This is a genomic window from Waterburya agarophytonicola KI4 (assembly GCF_020640915.1).
In the GTDB taxonomy this organism is placed as follows: Bacteria; Cyanobacteriota; Cyanobacteriia; order Cyanobacteriales; family Xenococcaceae; genus Waterburya; species Waterburya agarophytonicola.
In genome coordinates this window covers 1-16,514 of the sequence record NZ_JADWDC010000039.1, presented here as the reverse complement: position 1 = coordinate 16,514, position 16,514 = coordinate 1, and the positions used below count along the sequence as shown (strand labels likewise).

Below are 16,514 nucleotides of genomic sequence, written 5' to 3'. Positions count from 1 at the left end.
TTTCAGAACAAGAAGTTTTATCGAGAATATTTTCTAATCTCTAATAATAAATTATTCAATTCTGGTTTAGCTGACGAGGTTTCTGGTAGATGGCTATTGTTAAATGCTGTTTCTAATTCGCCTTGCAATCTCTGATATTCTTGCTGATGAAATGTTAAATCGGTATTTTGAAAAATTGCTTTTTCTGATTCTGCTTTTTTTAGCTCGATCAGATCGTTGATATGAGATAAATTAAATTCTTGGTTTAAATCAACGAGATTAGCTTCAATTCTTCCCGTATTCATTAAATTAATACCTGTTAACAATACTCGATAAATATAAAGCAGAGGTTTAACTTCATATACATTTTTTTTAGTAAATAATTGCCATTGATTTTTAGCAAATCCTTGATAGTGATAGTAATGATTGCGAGTAATGCAGTTAGAAGCGATCGCTCTTAGTTGACGATGTTCTGGAGTAGTTTTGATAATTAATGGAGAATATAATTGCTCTAAAACATAGCCATTTCTTGTGAGTAACAAGGTAAAAAACTTTTTAATATCGTGAGTCACCAAATCTATTTCTAAACCTGCTTCAACTTCCGATATTTCAATAGTTTCTCGTACTGGATACAAACCCAGTATTTTTTGTGGGGGTAATACATGAATTCCCCGCAAATCATAATCAGAGTCGTGGGAAGGAAAACCATATAAGTGCGCGCCACTAATAGTTAAAAATAATAGTGGGAAAGGTTGAGATTCGATTACTTCTGATACTAATTGTTGATCAATCATGGAAATGCGATCGCTTCTACTATTGAGATATTTTTTGGTACTAATGTTTTAAGTATAGCGATCGCGAGCAAGGTAAGATCGCCATATCTGGAGTTGAACATAATGACTATATAGATTAACTTATTTAACTATTTCTGCGGATTTTGTCTAACTTTTAGCGGATAAACCCAAGATAAGGGCAAGTTAAAATGATCTTAGTGAGTCCAAATATGTTTAACCTTATTTTTATTGATTGAACTCATCGATCTAAGTTTTTAACTATGGCAGAAAAAGTGATTAATATTTTGTTGGTCGAAGACGATGAAGTTGACGTGATGAATGTCAAACGAGCATTCAAAAAATATAAGATCGGCAATCCTCTGTTTGTGGCGGGAAACGGCATCGAAGCCTTAAATATGTTGCGATCGTCAGACGGACGCCCCCCCCAAGTACCCGAATGTCGTCGGCTAGTTTTGCTGGATCTAAATATGCCTAAAATGAATGGCTTAGAATTTCTTAGCAAACTTAGGGACGATGATGAGTTAAAGCGTACTCCTGTAATTGTCCTGACCACTTCTGATGAAGACAAAGATCGAATTGAAGCTTACAATTTAAACGTGGCAGGATATATACTCAAACCTGTAACTTTCATGAACTTTGCCGAAGTGATGGTCGCTCTTAACAAGTACTGGACTTTATGCGAAATGCCTTAGAGAACGAATATTAAATAATGAGTAGTCCAAAGCAGTTTTCTATATTATTAGTCGATGATGATGAAGTCGATCGCATGACTGTCAAACGCGCCTTTCGAAAAGTGCGTTTTCCCGTTCAGTTGACGGAAGCCAGCAACGGGGAAGAAGCTCTTGCTATAATTCAAACCAAGACCAAACCCCTAATTGATAATTTATCGACTAAGCATTCCAATGTCGGTCTTGATTCCACTACTTTTGATTTAGCACTGCTCGATTATCGTTTGCCAGATATTGATGGTTTGAGTTTAATTGCCAGAATCAAAGCTCTCAATTTCAATGTACCGTTGATAGTTCTCACGGGACAAGGAGACGAAGAGATCGCCGTAGAAATTATGAAAGCGGGAGCAGCAGATTACTTATCGAAAGCTAAGATCGAACCTAGTATTTTAGTCAAAGCGATCGATAGTGCTATTCGCATACATCAAGCAGAAGAAGCGGTAAAGTTAGCCAATAAAAGACTCCGCGCTAGTAATGAATTGCTTTTCTTAAAAAACCAAGAATTAGAAAAACAACAGGCGCACATCAAAACCCAAAATATCAAACTGCAAGAATCTTATAAACTTAAGTCCGAGTTCTTAGCCACCATGTCCCACGAATTACGGACTCCCATGAATGCAATTATGGGCTTTTCTCAACTGCTATTGCGTCAATATCCCGATCCTCTTTCGAGTCAGCAAGAAAATTTGATTCAGCGGATTTTAAATAACAGTAAAAACCTGTTGGATATGATTAACGAAATGTTAGATTTTTCTAAAATCGAAGCGGGGAAACTAGATTATAATCCTCAACCATTCAATCTAAACTATCTCATTGCTACTACTGTAGAAGAATTAAAATCTTTGGCAATACAAAAAGAAATTAATTTAACTGCGGAAATCAATTTAACAGAGCATTTCATAATTCAAGACTCTAATTTACTAAAGCGAAGCTTAATTAATTTGATTTCTAATGGGATTAAATTCACCGATAAAGGAACAGTAAAACTTCAAGCTTGGGAACTAGATGCCAACCAAATTGCGATCGCGATCGAGGATACTGGAATTGGAATTGCTACCGAAGATCTGAGTAAAATTTTTCAAGCATTCCGACAGGTAGATCAAAGTTTCACTCGCCAGCATTCAGGTACGGGTTTGGGTTTGGCAATTACAGACTCTTTGGTCAAAATAATGGGGGGAACAATCTCAGTAGAGAGTCGTTTGAATCACGGTTCGATTTTTACGATACAAATCCCTCGCAGGAAAGATGTGAGACTCCAAAATAGTAGCGTATGATTAGTTATTTAACATACAAATATACTATACAAATTTTTTTGTCTTAAATAATGTCTGTTTCCCTCCAAGTAAAAAAAGATTATATTCTCGTAGTAGATGACATTCCCGACAATTTGTTGCTAGTTCAATTAGCACTAGAACAAGAAGGTCACGAGGTCGTTCTAGCCGATAATGGAGCAACAGCTTTAAGATATATCAAGCAAAGTCCCCCCAACCTAATTTTGTTGGACGTGATGATGCCTGGGATGGACGGTTATGAAGTTACTCGCCGTGTTAGAAACGACCGCAACATTCCCTTTATTCCAATTCTTTTAGTTACCGCCAGAGAAGAATCTAGCGTAGTAGAAGGTTTAGATGCAGGAGCAGATGAATTTGTCCGCAAACCATTTCAACTAGAGGAATTACAAGCTAGAGTGCGATCAATGTTACGTCTCAAGGAAACCATCGACCAAAGAGAAAACTTTGTATCTTGCCTGACTCACGATCTGCGTACTCCTTTGGTAGCTGCCAACAGAATGCTAGATTTAATGAACCAGGAAGTTTTTGGCGAGATTAATTTAGAACAAAAAGAAGCAATTTCTAATATCATCAGTAGCAACGACAATATGTTGGAAATGCTCAACACCCTCTTAGAAACCCATCAATACGAACTAGGAGAAAAAGCTCTCAGTTTTATTGCCGTGGATCTGCAAAAACTGATCGAAGATGTAGTTACTGAGCTTCAAGGTTTGGCAATAGATAAGAAAATTAGTCTAGAATTAGCCATTTTATCAGACAATGTATCGATAAAAGGCGATCACTTGGAATTGCGTCGAGTGATTACTAATTTACTCAGCAATGCCATTAAATTCACCGATCAAGGTACGGTGAAGATTTCTCTAACTCAAACTGAAGATCGAGTATTAGTTACCGTTGAAGATTCGGGTATCGGTATATCCGAACAAGATCGCCAGGCAATCTTTCAAAGATATCATCAAGGCAATCATAGACGAGCGGGGAAAGGCTTAGGATTATATCTCTGTCAGCAAATTATTAACGCCCATCAGGGTGAAATCAGGGTCAAATCAAAGTTAAATCACGGTACAACGTTTACCCTATCTATGCCCAAGCTAGTCAAGTAATAATCCTAGTGATAAGATACCCGAAGCTTAATAGTTTTGTTGTATAAATAGCAAAACAACTCAATCAAATAGAGCTTATGCCCAAACTAAATATTTTTAACTCTACTGTGCGTTACTTATTATTCCTGAGTTTATTTTTATTCAGCTTCCCTGTTATTTCGATCAATGCCCAAGAAACAACCGAATCAGAAGCTTCGACAACAGCCCAACCTTCAACAAGTAGTATTTTTAGTATTGAAGGAGGTAAGAGATTGATGGACGAAGCAGATAAAGCTGTTGACAATCAACAATACGATCTTGCAGCGGAGAAATTGCAAAGCGCGCGACAAGTATATAATCAACTATCTAATTTTTATCTCCAACTATTTAACAGTTTTACGGGTTTAGATAATGGTGCTGCGGAATCTCACCGTAAAAAAGCTCTGGAAACAGGTATCGAAAGAGATAATGCAACTTATCAACTAGCATTAGTCCATCGCGCTCAAGATAAACCCGAACTATCTATTCCTCTACTGGTACAAATTGTTACCTCTCAAAGTCCTGGTAGTGGTTTGGGTAAAAAAGCTTACGAGCAGCTATTAGAGATCGGCTTTGTCGATGTTCCCTTTACTCCTCCAGGTAAAGGTGATAATCCTCCTGTTAATTTACCCCCAGCTTCTAATGAGCCGTCTAATAATCCTGCACCCCAAACGCCACCAACAGATCCTAATGCTCCCGTAACTCCCATCCCACAAGTGCCAGATTCTGCACCTATTCCTGGAGATTCTCAACCATAAGGTATTTTGTTGTTCAAAGCAGTTAGGATTTGAGTAACAATAGTAATTCATACTCATTATTAACTTTTAGTCAGTCAAACAGAACAGATCGTGATTAGTCCCGAACAAGTACAAACAATAATTCAAGAGCGTTTAGCCAATGCGGAAGTCAAGGTTGTTGGCGACGGACAGCATTTTGAAGCAATAATCGTTTCTCCAGATTTTGCGGGAAAAAACAAAGTCAAGCAGCATCAAATGGTCTATGGTGTATTGCAAGATGAGCTGGCATCAGAAACCATCCACGCTCTATCTCTCAAGACTTTTACCCCCGAAGCATGGCAAGCTACTGGTCAAACTGCATGAGATTTGCGATCGAACATTAAACATTTGATGTTTAGTAAAATTTAGATTGATTATATTCCTAAGTAAATTTAGCAAAATTAGGCAAACAAAGATTATGACACCCGAAGTAAAAGCAAGAATCGAAAGCTTACTCCAAGAAAACAAAATCATGGTATTCATGAAAGGGTCAAAATTAATGCCCCAATGTGGTTTTTCTAACAATGTGGTACAAATTCTCAACACTCTTGGCGTACCCTTTGAAACCCTAGATATTTTAGCCGATCCTGAAATTCGTCAAGGCATTAAAGAATATTCCAATTGGCCAACAATACCCCAAATCTATATTGATGGAGAGTTTGTCGGTGGTTCGGATATTGCGATCGAACTCTATCAAAGTGGTGAATTGCAACAAATGGTAGAAGTGGCAATGGCTTCTTAAAATCCCGATAGGATTAATATAGATTAAACAGTAGGGTGGGCATCTTAAGAAATAAGAATCTTTACTTATGCCCACCATGCTTAATTTTAGAAGTATTGAACGATCGCATTGCCAAAACAATAACACCCAATAAAATAATTAAACCCGTCCTCAATTTACTTTCAAAACTCAACTCCAAATCTCCTAAATAGTGAGTTCCAGAAAGAACGACATGACCAATCCCAAAAATTAAAGCAGGTACAGTTAAAAGATGGATTTTGCGCCAGCGTTGACCGAGATTTTTCATCGCGCGATCGCTACTGGTGAGGGCAGCAGGAAACAGCAAAAATAAGCTTAAAATACCCCCTGAGATCCCCAAACGATGCTGGGGTAACATAAAGGCGATCGCGTCTAGATTCCAGTTTAAGGAATGGTCTAGCATATGAGCGGTATGAGCCAAAGATAGAGCAAACGCACCTACTCCAATGGCACGGCGATATTGCAAGGGTGCAGCCCATACGATACTTAACGGGCGAGCAATTAAAGCCAACATCAACAGAATCAATCCACCATGTCCTGTATAGTCCACCATCGCATCTGTTCGCCACAGGGTTAGGATACCAATGGTTAATGTTACCCATCCTCCCAAACGAAATAATTGACCCCGTCTGTCCGCACTAATCTTAGAAGCAGACACTCCTACCCCTAGCATCATTGGTGCTGTCCCCAAACCAAAACCAAGCATAGTTATCGCACCGCCAAATAATTCCCCTGTTTCTACTGCTTTCAATTGTGCTGCGTATAAAAAGCCACAGGGAATCAAGCCCCAAATGCTCCCTAGTAATGCTGGCGTCCACCATTGTTGCTTCGATGCCAGTCGATTCATACCCGAACTCAATCGATTGTGAACCATACCTTGTAAAGGATTGAGGAAAGGCAAGCGAGGTAGCCAGTTGGGTTTAATTTGTCCGATACCAAACCAGATTAGCAATATTCCAGTAAAAATTGCCATAAATTGCCTCAAACTGCTACCTATGCCAGCTAATTGACCGCTAGCGACAAAAGCAGAGCCTAAGCCCCCCAAAGCAGCCCCGACTAAGCCATAACTAATAATTCTGCCGAGATTGAGCAATAGATGAAACCGCCACCCATTAAATTCTTCTGGGTTTTTGTCTTGTTGAGATAGGGCAAAAGCGATGGTCAAAGGGCTACACATCCCAATACAATGACCAAAGCTGCCCAAAAATCCCAAAGCTACAATTAGCAGTAAATCTAACACTATTTTTATACTAAAGAGGTACTGGGTTCGGCGATATTGGTAGATTCTCTGGCTGATAAATCTTCAATAACTCCTAGCATTTCTCTTTCAAAGCTTACTTGGGCGCGATTGGTTTTTGCACCAAAATAGAAACTGTTATTTTGTTCTAATGCCCATACTTGAGAATGGGAAAAATAGCTCATCACCACTCCAATCATTAATAAAGCAAAACCCGTGTACACAATGGGTACGCCAGGATCGGCTTTGATTTGCAAACCCGTACTACCAATGATATCTAGTAATTTAATCTTGATGCCATCAATTTCTACGCTTTGAGAGATCCGAATCGCACTAGTCAATTCACCCTGTTGGTTATATATTAAAGCCGTACCCTGTAAATCCTTGATCAACATCGACACCCCAGAACTCATGTCGGGCTTAGTGGGAATCCAAGTACCCCAAATATTTCCTGCATTCAAAGTATCTAATTTGGCTACGGGGATTTGAAATACAGGACTATTGTTTAACTGTACCCGCACCGCAGCAATACTCCAGTTGGTTTGATAGAGAGTTACGCCATCATAACGCAGGGGATGATTGACATAAATAGTTTCTCGTTTTAATTCTGCACCTCCATCATCTATTACGGAAAGATCGGAATAAAACTGATCGATATCGCCATTATTGGTGTAATCAATCCAAAAGCGATTGACCTTAACCGACCAATCATCGGGTATTTGAGGGCTTGAGAAAGGGCCTGATTCGATAATGTTTTGAATTTTGAAAGTGTTGCCACTAGCAATCATTTCTTGGGCAAAAAATCCTGTAAAAATGCCCCACATTCCCCCGACTAAGACAATTAGCATCCCAAGATGAACGACAATTGGCCCAATTCTACCGATAATTCCCTTGCGGGCATATAAAGCGTTATCCTGTTGCCATACTTTATATTTTTTCTGTTTTAATAAATCGACCAGAGATTTTATCGAACCTCGTTCTAATTCTGCACTGAGAGCTAGCTTTTCAAACTGTTTGGGTTTTTGATAGTATTTCCATTTACGAGCAGCTTTTAATGCTGGTAGTTGACGAGTAAAAGTGCAGGCTGTCAAACTCGATCCAAAGAGAATCAAGAGCGAAAGATACCACCAAGTACTATAGACATGGTTGAACCCCCAGGCGACAATAACTTTCCAAGTTAAAAAACCGTAGAGAGCAGGAGATTCGGGATAGTTTTGTTGATAAAAAGTTAGAGTTTCTGCCTGTTCGATTACCGTACCTGTAATACTAATCACAGCGATCGCCAGTAATAAAGCGATCGCTAACTTTAAATTAGCCAGAATACTAATAAAACGGCGAAACAAAGATTTTGGTGTTAAAGATGAATTCATTTTGTTTTGATTAAAAATAAAAGTTGAGCTACTTATCGAACCCAAACCTTGCTCGAAAATGTCGATCGCGTCACAATGATAGAGATAGTATATATACCCATATATAATTCCTGTTATAAAATCTCTCTAATGTTAGTTAAGCAGCAACCAGAAGTTAATTCCAGCCAATCTTTGAATCTTGATTGTGATTTAGTAATAGTTGGTGGTGGTATTGTCGGTGCGACTTTAGCAGCAGCACTAAAAAATTCTGATTTAAACATTATCATTATTGAAGCCCGCCCCCTAGAAGTAGCAGCAGCTAAAACTCAAGCTTATGCTTTTTCTCCTTTATCCAGCCGTATTTACGAGGGTATCGGCATCTGGGATCGGATATTTCCCCATATTGGTAAATACAGTAATATTAGCTTGTCCGATGCGGATTATTCTCAGCAGGTAAAGTTCGACAATCAAGACTTGCCAGGAGAACATTTAGGCTATGTGGCACAACACAACATAGTCTTAACTATTTTACAGAACCACTTGACAGATTGTGACAATATTAATTGGCTTTGCCCAGTCGAAGTCACTAATGTAACTACAGAAAAAGCTAGCTCTACGGTGGAAGTAAAGGTTAATGGGCAACAGCGGTTAATTAAGACCAAATTAGTAATTGGCGCAGATGGAGCGCGATCGCACATTCGCCATCTTGCTGGGATTAAGACAAGGGGTTGGAAGTATTGGCAGTCTTGCGTGGCTTTTACCATCAAACATACTGCTTTGGAGAATGATACTGCTTTTGAACGTTTTTGGCCTAGCGGCCCCATGGGAGTTTTACCCTTACCAGGAAATCGCTGTCAGATTGTTTGGACTCACCCCCACGCAGAAGCAAAAGCCCTGGCTGAATTGGATGAATCTGAATTTTTAGCTAAACTACAAACCTATACGGGAGGAAGCCTGGGAGATTTAGAATTAGTCAGCCAAAGAATGGTATTTCCTGTGCAATTAATGCAGTGCGATCGCTATATTAAACCCCGTTTGGCTCTAATTGGTGACGCAGCCCATTGTTGCCACCCCGTTGGGGGACAAGGGTTGAACTTAGGTATTCGCGATGCAGCTAGTCTGGCTCAAATATTGCAAACCGCCCAACAAAAAGGGCAAGATATCGGCTCCCTTAAAGTACTCAAGGGTTATGAAGCCTGGCGCAAAATTGAAAATCTAGCCATTTTAGGGTTTACTGATTTGTTAGACCGAATTTTTTCTAATAATTGGTTGCCTGTAGTTGCCCTGCGTCGTCTGGGATTGTGGATGATGAGCTATCTCAAACCACTCAAAATATTCGCCCTCAAACTAATGACAGGATTGCTAGGTAGAACTCCTAAACTAGCACAACGATAGAACCGAGTCGAGAAAAGCGATCGCCTACTTAAATCATCCAAGACCGATAAATGCTATCATCTTAGATTGTAATCGGGGCAAAAATATGGCTCTGAGAGAGGAAATGCTACTCTAAAATTTCCTTGAATTCTAGGGCGTATCATCAATTGGAGAGAATGATGCTTTTGAAGGCATTTTAACGATATAGAAGGAAAAAAATGTTCTGCATAGCAGAGCTACGGAGGTTATTTTTTGACGAACTAGGTCGTTGAAAGGTCGAAAAAAGTACTTTTTATCTAATTGATGACACGCCCTAATTATACGTAACTAACTACAAGAGAAAAGATCGCATACCATGATTCACGATATTTTTATGCCCGCCCTCAGTTCCACCATGACCGAAGGTAAGATTGTAGAGTGGACTAAATCTCCTGGGGACAAAGTAGAGAAAGGGGAAACGGTTTTAGTGGTAGAGTCGGACAAAGCCGACATGGATGTAGAATCATTTAACGAAGGGTATCTGGCAGTTATTATGGTCGAAGCGGGAGAAGAAGCTCCTGTGGGTAGTGCGATCGCCTTGATAGCAGAAACCGAAGCAGAAATTGACGAAGCGAAAAAACAAGCAGAATCTCTTAAAGGAGGTGCAAGCAAACCTCAAGAAGTAGCCCCCGTAGCAGTTACTGCCCCCGCAGCAGTGGCAGCAACCACAGCAAGCACTACTAAGGCTAGCAGTAACGGATCGGGTAGAACTATTGCTTCTCCCAGAGCGAAAAAACTAGCCAAACAATTAGGTGTTGACTTGAAATCTCTTCAAGGAAGTGGCCCTTATGGACGTATTACTGCGGGAGACGTAGAACAAGCATCGGGTAAGGCAGTAACTGCTCCTGTCGCCACTCCCATGACTGCTTCAATTGCTTCTACTCCTACACCCACAATTACTCCTATTGCTACCCCTGCAACCGCACCTATCAGTGTTACTCCTGGAGAAACTGTACCCCTCAATACTCTGCAAAAAGCAGTGGTACAAAACATGATGGCAAGTTTGCAAGTGCCAACTTTCCACGTAGCTTATACCATTACTACTGATTCCTTAGACAAACTCTACAAGCAAATTAAGCCCAAAGGCGTGACGATGACAGCTTTGTTAGCTAAAGCGATCGCCGTAACTCTCAAAAATCACCCTGTAGTTAACGCTAGCTATACTGCTGATGCAATTAGCTATAATTCGGAAATTAACGTTGCTGTGGCTGTAGCAATGCCCGATGGAGGCTTAATTACCCCTGTATTGCGTAATGCCGATAGCATGGATATTTATTCTCTATCTCGCAGTTGGAAAGATTTGGTCAATCGCTCTAGATCGAAGCAACTCAAGCCTGAAGAATACAGCACTGGTACTTTTACTCTTTCTAACTTGGGTATGTTTGGTGTAGATAATTTTGATGCTATTTTACCCCAAGGACAAGGCTCTATCTTGGCAGTGGGTGGCTCTAAGCCTCAATTAGTTGCCGATGATTCTGGCATGATGGGAGTTAAACGTCAAATGAAGGTTAATATTACTTCCGATCATCGGATTATTTATGGCGCACAAGCTGCTGCTTTCCTCAAAGATTTGGCACTTTTGATTGAAACTAACGCTCAATCTTTAACACTCTAATTAATACCTGCTTTATCGAAGGAATTGGTCGATTTTTTTAAGTTATGTAAGGCGAGGTAATCCAATACTTTGCCTTACAGTGGTAGGATATTTTCTAGATGTCGGCAAACTAACTACCGACAAACTATGACCATCTCTCACACAAGCGATAGCAGGGCATGAATCGGTTTCTATACGAAAAATCTGTAACTTACCAGGAATGTTTGATTATTCCTTTTGTTTCTGGCTGCATTGATGGCGATGATATCTATTCTTATTCTCTGCTATCAGAACAAGGCTACACTAGCCACCTACATCAAGCCAAAAATCCTGCCCAATCTTATTCTTCTAAGTTACCTAAGATTATTGCGATCGCCAAACAACATTTAGATCGTCAGTTCACCCTAGAAGGATCGGGCTATTTCGATCGCCGTTATACTTATCGCAACAACCTGATTATCCTTCATGAAGAAGCAGGTAAATGTTTTTACGATCATTATTCTCCCCGAAAGCTAGTCAATATCGCAGCACCAAAGGTATTTGATAGTGCGGACAATTGTATCGACTGGATTAAGATGGGATTGCAACGCAACCAGATTTAAGAGTCTCACTAAAGATTTAACTAATATTTAGTGAGACTCTTGCACTACGACAAAGGGTTGTACGATTAAGGCTATAAATTGTGTTTGCGGATTATCATTCCACTGACTCAATCGATCTGCTGTTGGTTTGGCGATGGATTTGTTGGCAATCCAATTTTGAACGGAAGCAGTATTGTCTTGGGCGATCGCTACTGCTACCTCAGATAAATCCAACCCTGGTTCTACTATTATTATTGCATCTCGTTTTGCATGGGGTAATAATTCTTGCCAAGAGATGTCTGCAATATCTTTGCTTAGTTTTTCTTGTAAATCGGGCATTGCTACAGCCACAGCAACGTTAATTTCCGAATTATAGCTAATTGCATCAGCAGTATAGCTAGCGTTAACTACAGGGTGATTTTTGAGAGTTACGGCGATCGCTTTAGGTATTTCTTTGTTAAATAAAAAGATCGAAAAAGATGATTGGGGGGAAGACAGACAAGGAGGCTGAATGACTCCAAGAAAATATTGATGATTGCTTTTTAGATCCTTTTTACATCCATAGTGGGATGTATTTTTAAATAAACTGTCGGAAAATAAAAGGTGCAATCAAAAAATCGATATTTTCCATGACAGATAATAATCTTAGACGCGCTGTTGGTACATTTCCTACTCGCCAGGATGCAGAAATGGCATTAATAGAGCTTAAAGACGCTGGATTTGATATGGACAGAATATCTGCGATCGCTCAAAATCCAGAAAGCGATGATCTAGCTGATGTTGAAGTTCAATCTAGCGAATCAAGAGCCAAGGAGGGTTTGTCCACAGGAGCAGTTTTGGGTGGAACGACAGGTGGTATACTCGGTTTGATTGGTAGTCTAAGCGTTCTGGCTATTCCTGGTGTTGGCATCGCCACAGAAGCTGCCGTGTTGCTGGGAAATGCTCTTTTGGGCAGTGGTATTGGTGCTGCGGGGGGTAGTTTAATTGGTGCTTTGATTGGTTGGGGAATACCCGAAGAACAAGCAGTATATTATCACGAGCTTTTATCGAAAGGTAGTTATGTAGTTTTAGTTGAAGGTACAGAAGCAGAAATCAATGGTGCAAAAGCTATTTTATTGAATAATCAAATCGATAATTGGAATGTTTATAATGCTCCTGGCGACCATAGTTTGACTGGTTTTTGATCGGTCAAATGAATAATTAAATAACTATCAATAAATAATAATGCTGGAATCTATTGTTAATACTATTAATTCTCTCGGCTATATTGGCATTGCCTTGTTGATGGCATTAGAAAATATAATTCCTCCCATTCCTTCTGAGTTGATTATGCCTCTAGCGGGCTTTACTGTAACTCAAGGAAAAATGAATTTTTTTCTAGTAGTTATTGCTGGAACTATAGGCTCTGTTGTAGGAGCAATTCCCTGGTATTTTTTAGGTAAATTTTGGGGTTTAAAACGAACTAAAAGAATTGCAGAACGCTATGGGAAATGGCTAACTCTTTCTGGGGAAGATGTTGAAAAAGCCAGAGATTGGTTTGATCGCCGAGGCTACATAGCTACAGGAATTGGTCGTCTAGTACCTGGTATTCGTACTTATATTTCTTTACCCGCAGGTATTAGTAAAATGCCTTTAGGTCCTTTCTTATTTTATTCAACTATAGGTAGCGTTTTTTGGGTTAGCTTACTGACTGGGGCTGGTTATATATTTGGTGCTAACTACGAACGAGTGGGAATATATCTCAAACCAATTTCTATTATGGTATTAATAAGTATTATTTCTATTGCTATCTATTGGATAATCAAAAGAAAAAGAAAATCTTCCAGAAATAAAAAAATTTTGTAACTAACAACTAATAACTTGTAAAAATGATGAATCACCAATACTTTATGAAAGAAGCATTGTTGGAAGCCCAAAAAGGCGATCTACCCTACGGTGCTGTAATTGTCAAAGATAATGAAGTTATAATTCGTGGGTACAATACCACCCAGACGAATAACGATGTTGCAGCACATGGAGAAATAAATGTTTTGCGACAGTTTACGAAAAAATATGGTTATTCGTTAGAAACTTTAAAAGGTTATACCCTATATACTACCTGCGAACCTTGTCCTATGTGCGCTGCTGCTTGTGTCTGGGCAGGAGTATCTCAGATAGTTTTTGGTGCATCTACCAAACAATTGATTGATTTGGGAACAAAACAAATAGACATACCTTGTAAAACTGTGGTAGAAAAAGGCTTTCAAAATATAGAAGTCATTGGTGGCATTTTAGCTGATGAATGTTTGGAGTTATTTAGGCAGCTTTGAAACTATAAATAAAAAAAAATATAGCTTCAAAATCCAATATTTTGAAGCTCAAGTATTTTCTTTAATTTTTAGAAAGTCTCGATCTATTTAGTAGATCGCAAACTAATCAGACTCTAAATTATGCCTACACCTTTACCACCAGGAGTATTGACATCTTTCAATTCTTCGGCACGTTCGGCTTTTTCTGCTTCCTTAATTTCTTGTCGATCGCCTGGCTCTTCATAATACATTTCAGGCTCGACTGCGTAGTTATTTGCCAATCCTTCTCTGTCTACTGTTTGACCATCTTCAAGATTTTCCTTGAAATTTTCCCCTTCTCTTTCCATTCTGGCAGCAGTTTCGGCTGAAGTTATACCGCGATCGTAGTTAGCATCATTGGGATTTTTGTTTTCCATGTTTTTACCTTTAATATATTAATAAGTTAGCGATTCCAATCTAAAGTAAAATGTAATTCTTACTTATCAACATTGGGAACAATATCAGGACGCTCTTTTCCTTCCCAACCCGCAGGGCGTTTGGAATTATACCAGGCGATCGAACCAATAGTAACTGCGGCGACAAAACCCAAACCAAGGACTGCTGTTGCTGCGAAAGGGAAGTGGGGTTCGTTAGTGGCGACTTGTAATAAAGTATTCATAAATTTTTTTTCCTTTTCTTTTAGCTTATTTACAACACTATCGCGATCAACTTTAGTTACGCATCATTCTCTGTATAGATTGAGAACTCAATCTAAAGATAGATAAGTCAAGTACTTATACCTTTTGACAGAGACAAATAAACTAATTTTATCGGTATGGTTAGCAGATAATAAATAACAGTTGATATTTTCTTTTTTGCAAGATGTTTGTTTTAAAAAATTGAAGAGATTTATTAATTGCTTTGATCGTACTGGCGATCGATGTATCTCGATATACTTTAGCAAAACTTTATCGAATCAAACTAGAAAATTTACACCCTTGCTTTGTGACTTGAGTCCGCCCGTGAGAGAAAAGTCAAAGGTTTAACTCAGCTTATGAATAATAGTTTAGATTTTTAGCATAGCAACAATGACAGATAATTTAGTTACTCGCGGACAATTAGAAAGAGAACTTTCTCAAAAAGTTCAAGCATTTTATCGTTCCCATTTGGGGCATCAACCTTCTAAGGTTACTTGCCAACTTTTTAGTGGTAAAGTGGCAATAATTATTGAAGATTCAATTACTAGTGCCGAGCAAATATTGCTAGATAAGGGGAAAGAAGATCTAGCTCAAAAAGTTCGCTCTAATTTAGATAATGCTATTCAGCCAGAATTGAAACAATTAATTGAAGAAATTGTTAAAGTTGAGGTGATAGATATACTAAGCGATGCAACATTAGAAACAGGACGCACTGGAATGATTCTGATCTTAAACAAAGATCCAGAAATACTCAGTCCAGAAAAAACTTCAAAACTCAAAAAAATAAATGAGTAGGGCTTAACTATAATCAAAAAAAATGAATGAGCTTGAAAGGCTCAATTGCTGCTTCCTAGTTATTTTTTGGATAAGTTAATTTCTTCTCTTAGTCTTTTACAATAAAAATGAGCAATAAAAATAAATTTAATAAAGTTGAATATCTACTGTCTGAGGAAATCAAAAATATATATCGAGATCGGTTAGAACATCAACTAGATAATATTTCTTATAAGCTATTTGATCGCACTTTGATCGTAATTTTAGAAGGGGCGATAACTCCCCCAGAAAAACTGCTTAAAAATAACGATCGCTTGCATCTAGCTCAACAAGTTAGAAGGGTAATTGATGAAGCGATTAATCCTCAAATTAAAAATATTATTGAGGAAGTAATGAATGTTGAAGTGACCGATTTTCTGAGTGATACTACGATTGAAAACAATATCTCAGGAGCGATCGCCATTTTAGAATTCAAATCAAACAAAGATTCAAAAAATAGCTAATCTTGAGTTCTAGTTCGTCAATGGAGCAAGGTTTAGAAATGTAGTCATCGCATCCTGCTTTTTTCATGGCCTCTTTGTGTTTGGGAAAGGTCAACCCTGTCACTGCCAAAATGGGAATATTATAGCTAAATGAGTTGTTTTTGAGCCGACGAGTAATTTCCATACCATCGATTTCAGGCATTACCATATCCAACAAAATAAGATCTGGCTGATGGTTTATTGCCAATTCTATGGCACTCCCGCCTGTTTGAGCGCAAATACATTTCAAGTTAAGAGCATCAATTATGCAAGCGATAAAAAACAAATTATCGGGGTCGTCATCTACTACTAATACTAGAGGAATTTTTCTTAACCTTGATAAATCTTGATAATATTCGCTTGGCTTATCAAATGTCATCATACAGTAGCCCTATAGATCCTTGATGAAAAGACGATCTAAAGCATTCCTCATAGTGGCATAAAAGCACCCGAATAGGATTGGCTTATTCCTTTAATATAAGTAAATATTTTCTTTGTAAATTATTAGAAAGAAAAATTCTAGTTAAATCAATAGAATTTTTCAATTATATAATAATAAGTCAATAAACAAATCCTCAACATTCCCTCTAATCATTAAATAGGGGTAATAGACATACTACCCCCTTGCGG

General features: G+C 38.5%; 21 protein-coding genes. 14 read left to right on the top strand and 7 right to left on the bottom strand.

The features are described 5' to 3' along the window. Positions 1-17 precede the first annotated feature (17 nt). Positions 18-773, bottom strand: coding sequence for a nucleotidyltransferase domain-containing protein (locus I4641_RS14955; RefSeq protein ID WP_229641344.1), 756 nt, complete (start codon positions 771-773; stop codon positions 18-20). Between the two features lie 260 nt (positions 774-1,033). Here I4641_RS14955 and I4641_RS14950 point away from each other — a divergent pair, with 260 nt between their 5' ends. The 6 genes from I4641_RS14950 (at position 1,034) to grxD (ending at position 5,432) form a co-directional block, all read left to right on the top strand. Next, a complete protein-coding gene (locus I4641_RS14950) occupies positions 1,034-1,465 on the top strand; it encodes a response regulator (RefSeq protein WP_229641343.1) in 432 nt (143 codons plus the stop codon). A 17-nt stretch (positions 1,466-1,482) separates the two neighbouring features. Further along, positions 1,483-2,775, top strand: coding sequence for an ATP-binding response regulator (locus tag I4641_RS14945; RefSeq protein WP_229641342.1), 1,293 nt, complete (start codon positions 1,483-1,485; stop codon positions 2,773-2,775). A gap of 50 nt (positions 2,776-2,825) precedes the next feature. Continuing rightward, the gene (locus I4641_RS14940; protein ID WP_229641341.1) at positions 2,826-3,896 is read left to right on the top strand and encodes a hybrid sensor histidine kinase/response regulator; all 1,071 of its coding nucleotides are present in this window, start codon (positions 2,826-2,828) and stop codon (positions 3,894-3,896) included. A gap of 77 nt (positions 3,897-3,973) precedes the next feature. After that, a complete protein-coding gene (locus tag I4641_RS14935; protein WP_229641340.1) occupies positions 3,974-4,672 on the top strand; it encodes a tetratricopeptide repeat protein in 699 nt (232 codons plus the stop codon). 90 nt (positions 4,673-4,762) lie between these two features. Continuing rightward, positions 4,763-5,014 (top strand): BolA family protein, encoded by a 252-nt coding sequence (locus tag I4641_RS14930; protein WP_369426804.1) that lies wholly within the window; start codon positions 4,763-4,765, stop codon positions 5,012-5,014. Between the two features lie 94 nt (positions 5,015-5,108). Continuing rightward, complete coding sequence (gene grxD / locus I4641_RS14925; RefSeq protein ID WP_229641339.1) at positions 5,109-5,432, top strand: Grx4 family monothiol glutaredoxin; 324 nt, start codon at positions 5,109-5,111, stop codon at positions 5,430-5,432. A 61-nt stretch (positions 5,433-5,493) separates the two neighbouring features. On the opposite strand, the gene I4641_RS14920 is transcribed toward grxD, so the two are convergent. Together I4641_RS14920 and I4641_RS14915 are read right to left on the bottom strand one after the other, a co-directional pair. Beyond that, a complete protein-coding gene (locus I4641_RS14920) occupies positions 5,494-6,690 on the bottom strand; it encodes an urease accessory protein UreH domain-containing protein (protein WP_229641338.1) in 1,197 nt (398 codons plus the stop codon). A 5-nt stretch (positions 6,691-6,695) separates the two neighbouring features. Further along, positions 6,696-8,057, bottom strand: a complete 1,362-nt coding sequence (locus tag I4641_RS14915; RefSeq protein ID WP_229641337.1) for a cytochrome c biogenesis protein — start codon at positions 8,055-8,057, stop codon at positions 6,696-6,698. A gap of 129 nt (positions 8,058-8,186) precedes the next feature. Here I4641_RS14915 and I4641_RS14910 point away from each other — a divergent pair, with 129 nt between their 5' ends. The 3 genes from I4641_RS14910 to I4641_RS14900 all read left to right on the top strand — a co-directional run bounded on the left by I4641_RS14910 (position 8,187) and on the right by I4641_RS14900 (position 11,645). Continuing rightward, a complete protein-coding gene (locus I4641_RS14910; protein ID WP_229641336.1) occupies positions 8,187-9,431 on the top strand; it encodes an FAD-dependent hydroxylase in 1,245 nt (414 codons plus the stop codon). Positions 9,432-9,765: 334 nt separating this feature from the next. Further along, positions 9,766-11,064 (top strand): dihydrolipoamide acetyltransferase family protein, encoded by a 1,299-nt coding sequence (locus I4641_RS14905; RefSeq protein WP_229641335.1) that lies wholly within the window; start codon positions 9,766-9,768, stop codon positions 11,062-11,064. Positions 11,065-11,222: 158 nt separating this feature from the next. Then, on the top strand, positions 11,223-11,645 hold the full coding sequence (locus tag I4641_RS14900; RefSeq protein WP_229641334.1) for a hypothetical protein: 423 nt from the start codon (positions 11,223-11,225) through the stop codon (positions 11,643-11,645). 27 nt (positions 11,646-11,672) lie between these two features. On the opposite strand, the gene I4641_RS24435 is transcribed toward I4641_RS14900, so the two are convergent. Continuing rightward, the gene (locus tag I4641_RS24435) at positions 11,673-12,233 is read right to left on the bottom strand and encodes a DUF2288 domain-containing protein (RefSeq protein WP_229641333.1); all 561 of its coding nucleotides are present in this window, start codon (positions 12,231-12,233) and stop codon (positions 11,673-11,675) included. Between the two features lie 20 nt (positions 12,234-12,253). Here I4641_RS24435 and I4641_RS14890 point away from each other — a divergent pair, with 20 nt between their 5' ends. From I4641_RS14890 to I4641_RS14880, 3 genes are read left to right on the top strand one after another with little or no spacing between them, the layout of a single operon-like run. Further along, positions 12,254-12,808: a hypothetical protein gene (locus tag I4641_RS14890; protein WP_229641332.1), complete on the top strand. Its 555-nt coding sequence runs from the start codon at positions 12,254-12,256 to the stop codon at positions 12,806-12,808. A gap of 40 nt (positions 12,809-12,848) precedes the next feature. Then, the gene (locus I4641_RS14885; protein ID WP_229641331.1) at positions 12,849-13,469 is read left to right on the top strand and encodes a DedA family protein; all 621 of its coding nucleotides are present in this window, start codon (positions 12,849-12,851) and stop codon (positions 13,467-13,469) included. 26 nt (positions 13,470-13,495) lie between these two features. Then, entirely contained in the window at positions 13,496-13,933 is a 438-nt protein-coding gene (locus tag I4641_RS14880) for a nucleoside deaminase (protein ID WP_369426805.1), read from the top strand. Between the two features lie 113 nt (positions 13,934-14,046). On the opposite strand, the gene I4641_RS14875 is transcribed toward I4641_RS14880, so the two are convergent. Continuing rightward, entirely contained in the window at positions 14,047-14,328 is a 282-nt protein-coding gene (locus I4641_RS14875; protein WP_229641329.1) for a hypothetical protein, read from the bottom strand. 59 nt (positions 14,329-14,387) lie between these two features. Then, on the bottom strand, positions 14,388-14,570 hold the full coding sequence (psb35, locus tag I4641_RS14870) for a photosystem II assembly protein Psb35 (protein WP_229641328.1): 183 nt from the start codon (positions 14,568-14,570) through the stop codon (positions 14,388-14,390). Positions 14,571-14,979: 409 nt separating this feature from the next. Between psb35 and I4641_RS14865 the strand changes: the two genes are divergently transcribed. Then, the gene (locus I4641_RS14865; RefSeq protein ID WP_229641327.1) at positions 14,980-15,384 is read left to right on the top strand and encodes a Na-translocating system protein MpsC family protein; all 405 of its coding nucleotides are present in this window, start codon (positions 14,980-14,982) and stop codon (positions 15,382-15,384) included. Between the two features lie 107 nt (positions 15,385-15,491). Beyond that, the gene (locus tag I4641_RS14860) at positions 15,492-15,866 is read left to right on the top strand and encodes a Na-translocating system protein MpsC family protein (protein WP_229641326.1); all 375 of its coding nucleotides are present in this window, start codon (positions 15,492-15,494) and stop codon (positions 15,864-15,866) included. On the opposite strand, the gene I4641_RS14855 is transcribed toward I4641_RS14860, so the two are convergent. Next, positions 15,835-16,266 carry a response regulator gene (locus I4641_RS14855; RefSeq protein WP_229641325.1) on the bottom strand — a complete coding sequence of 144 codons (432 nt, stop codon included), beginning with the start codon at positions 16,264-16,266 and terminating at the stop codon, positions 15,835-15,837. The genes I4641_RS14860 and I4641_RS14855 overlap by 32 nt on opposite strands. Positions 16,267-16,514: the final 248 nt, after the last annotated feature.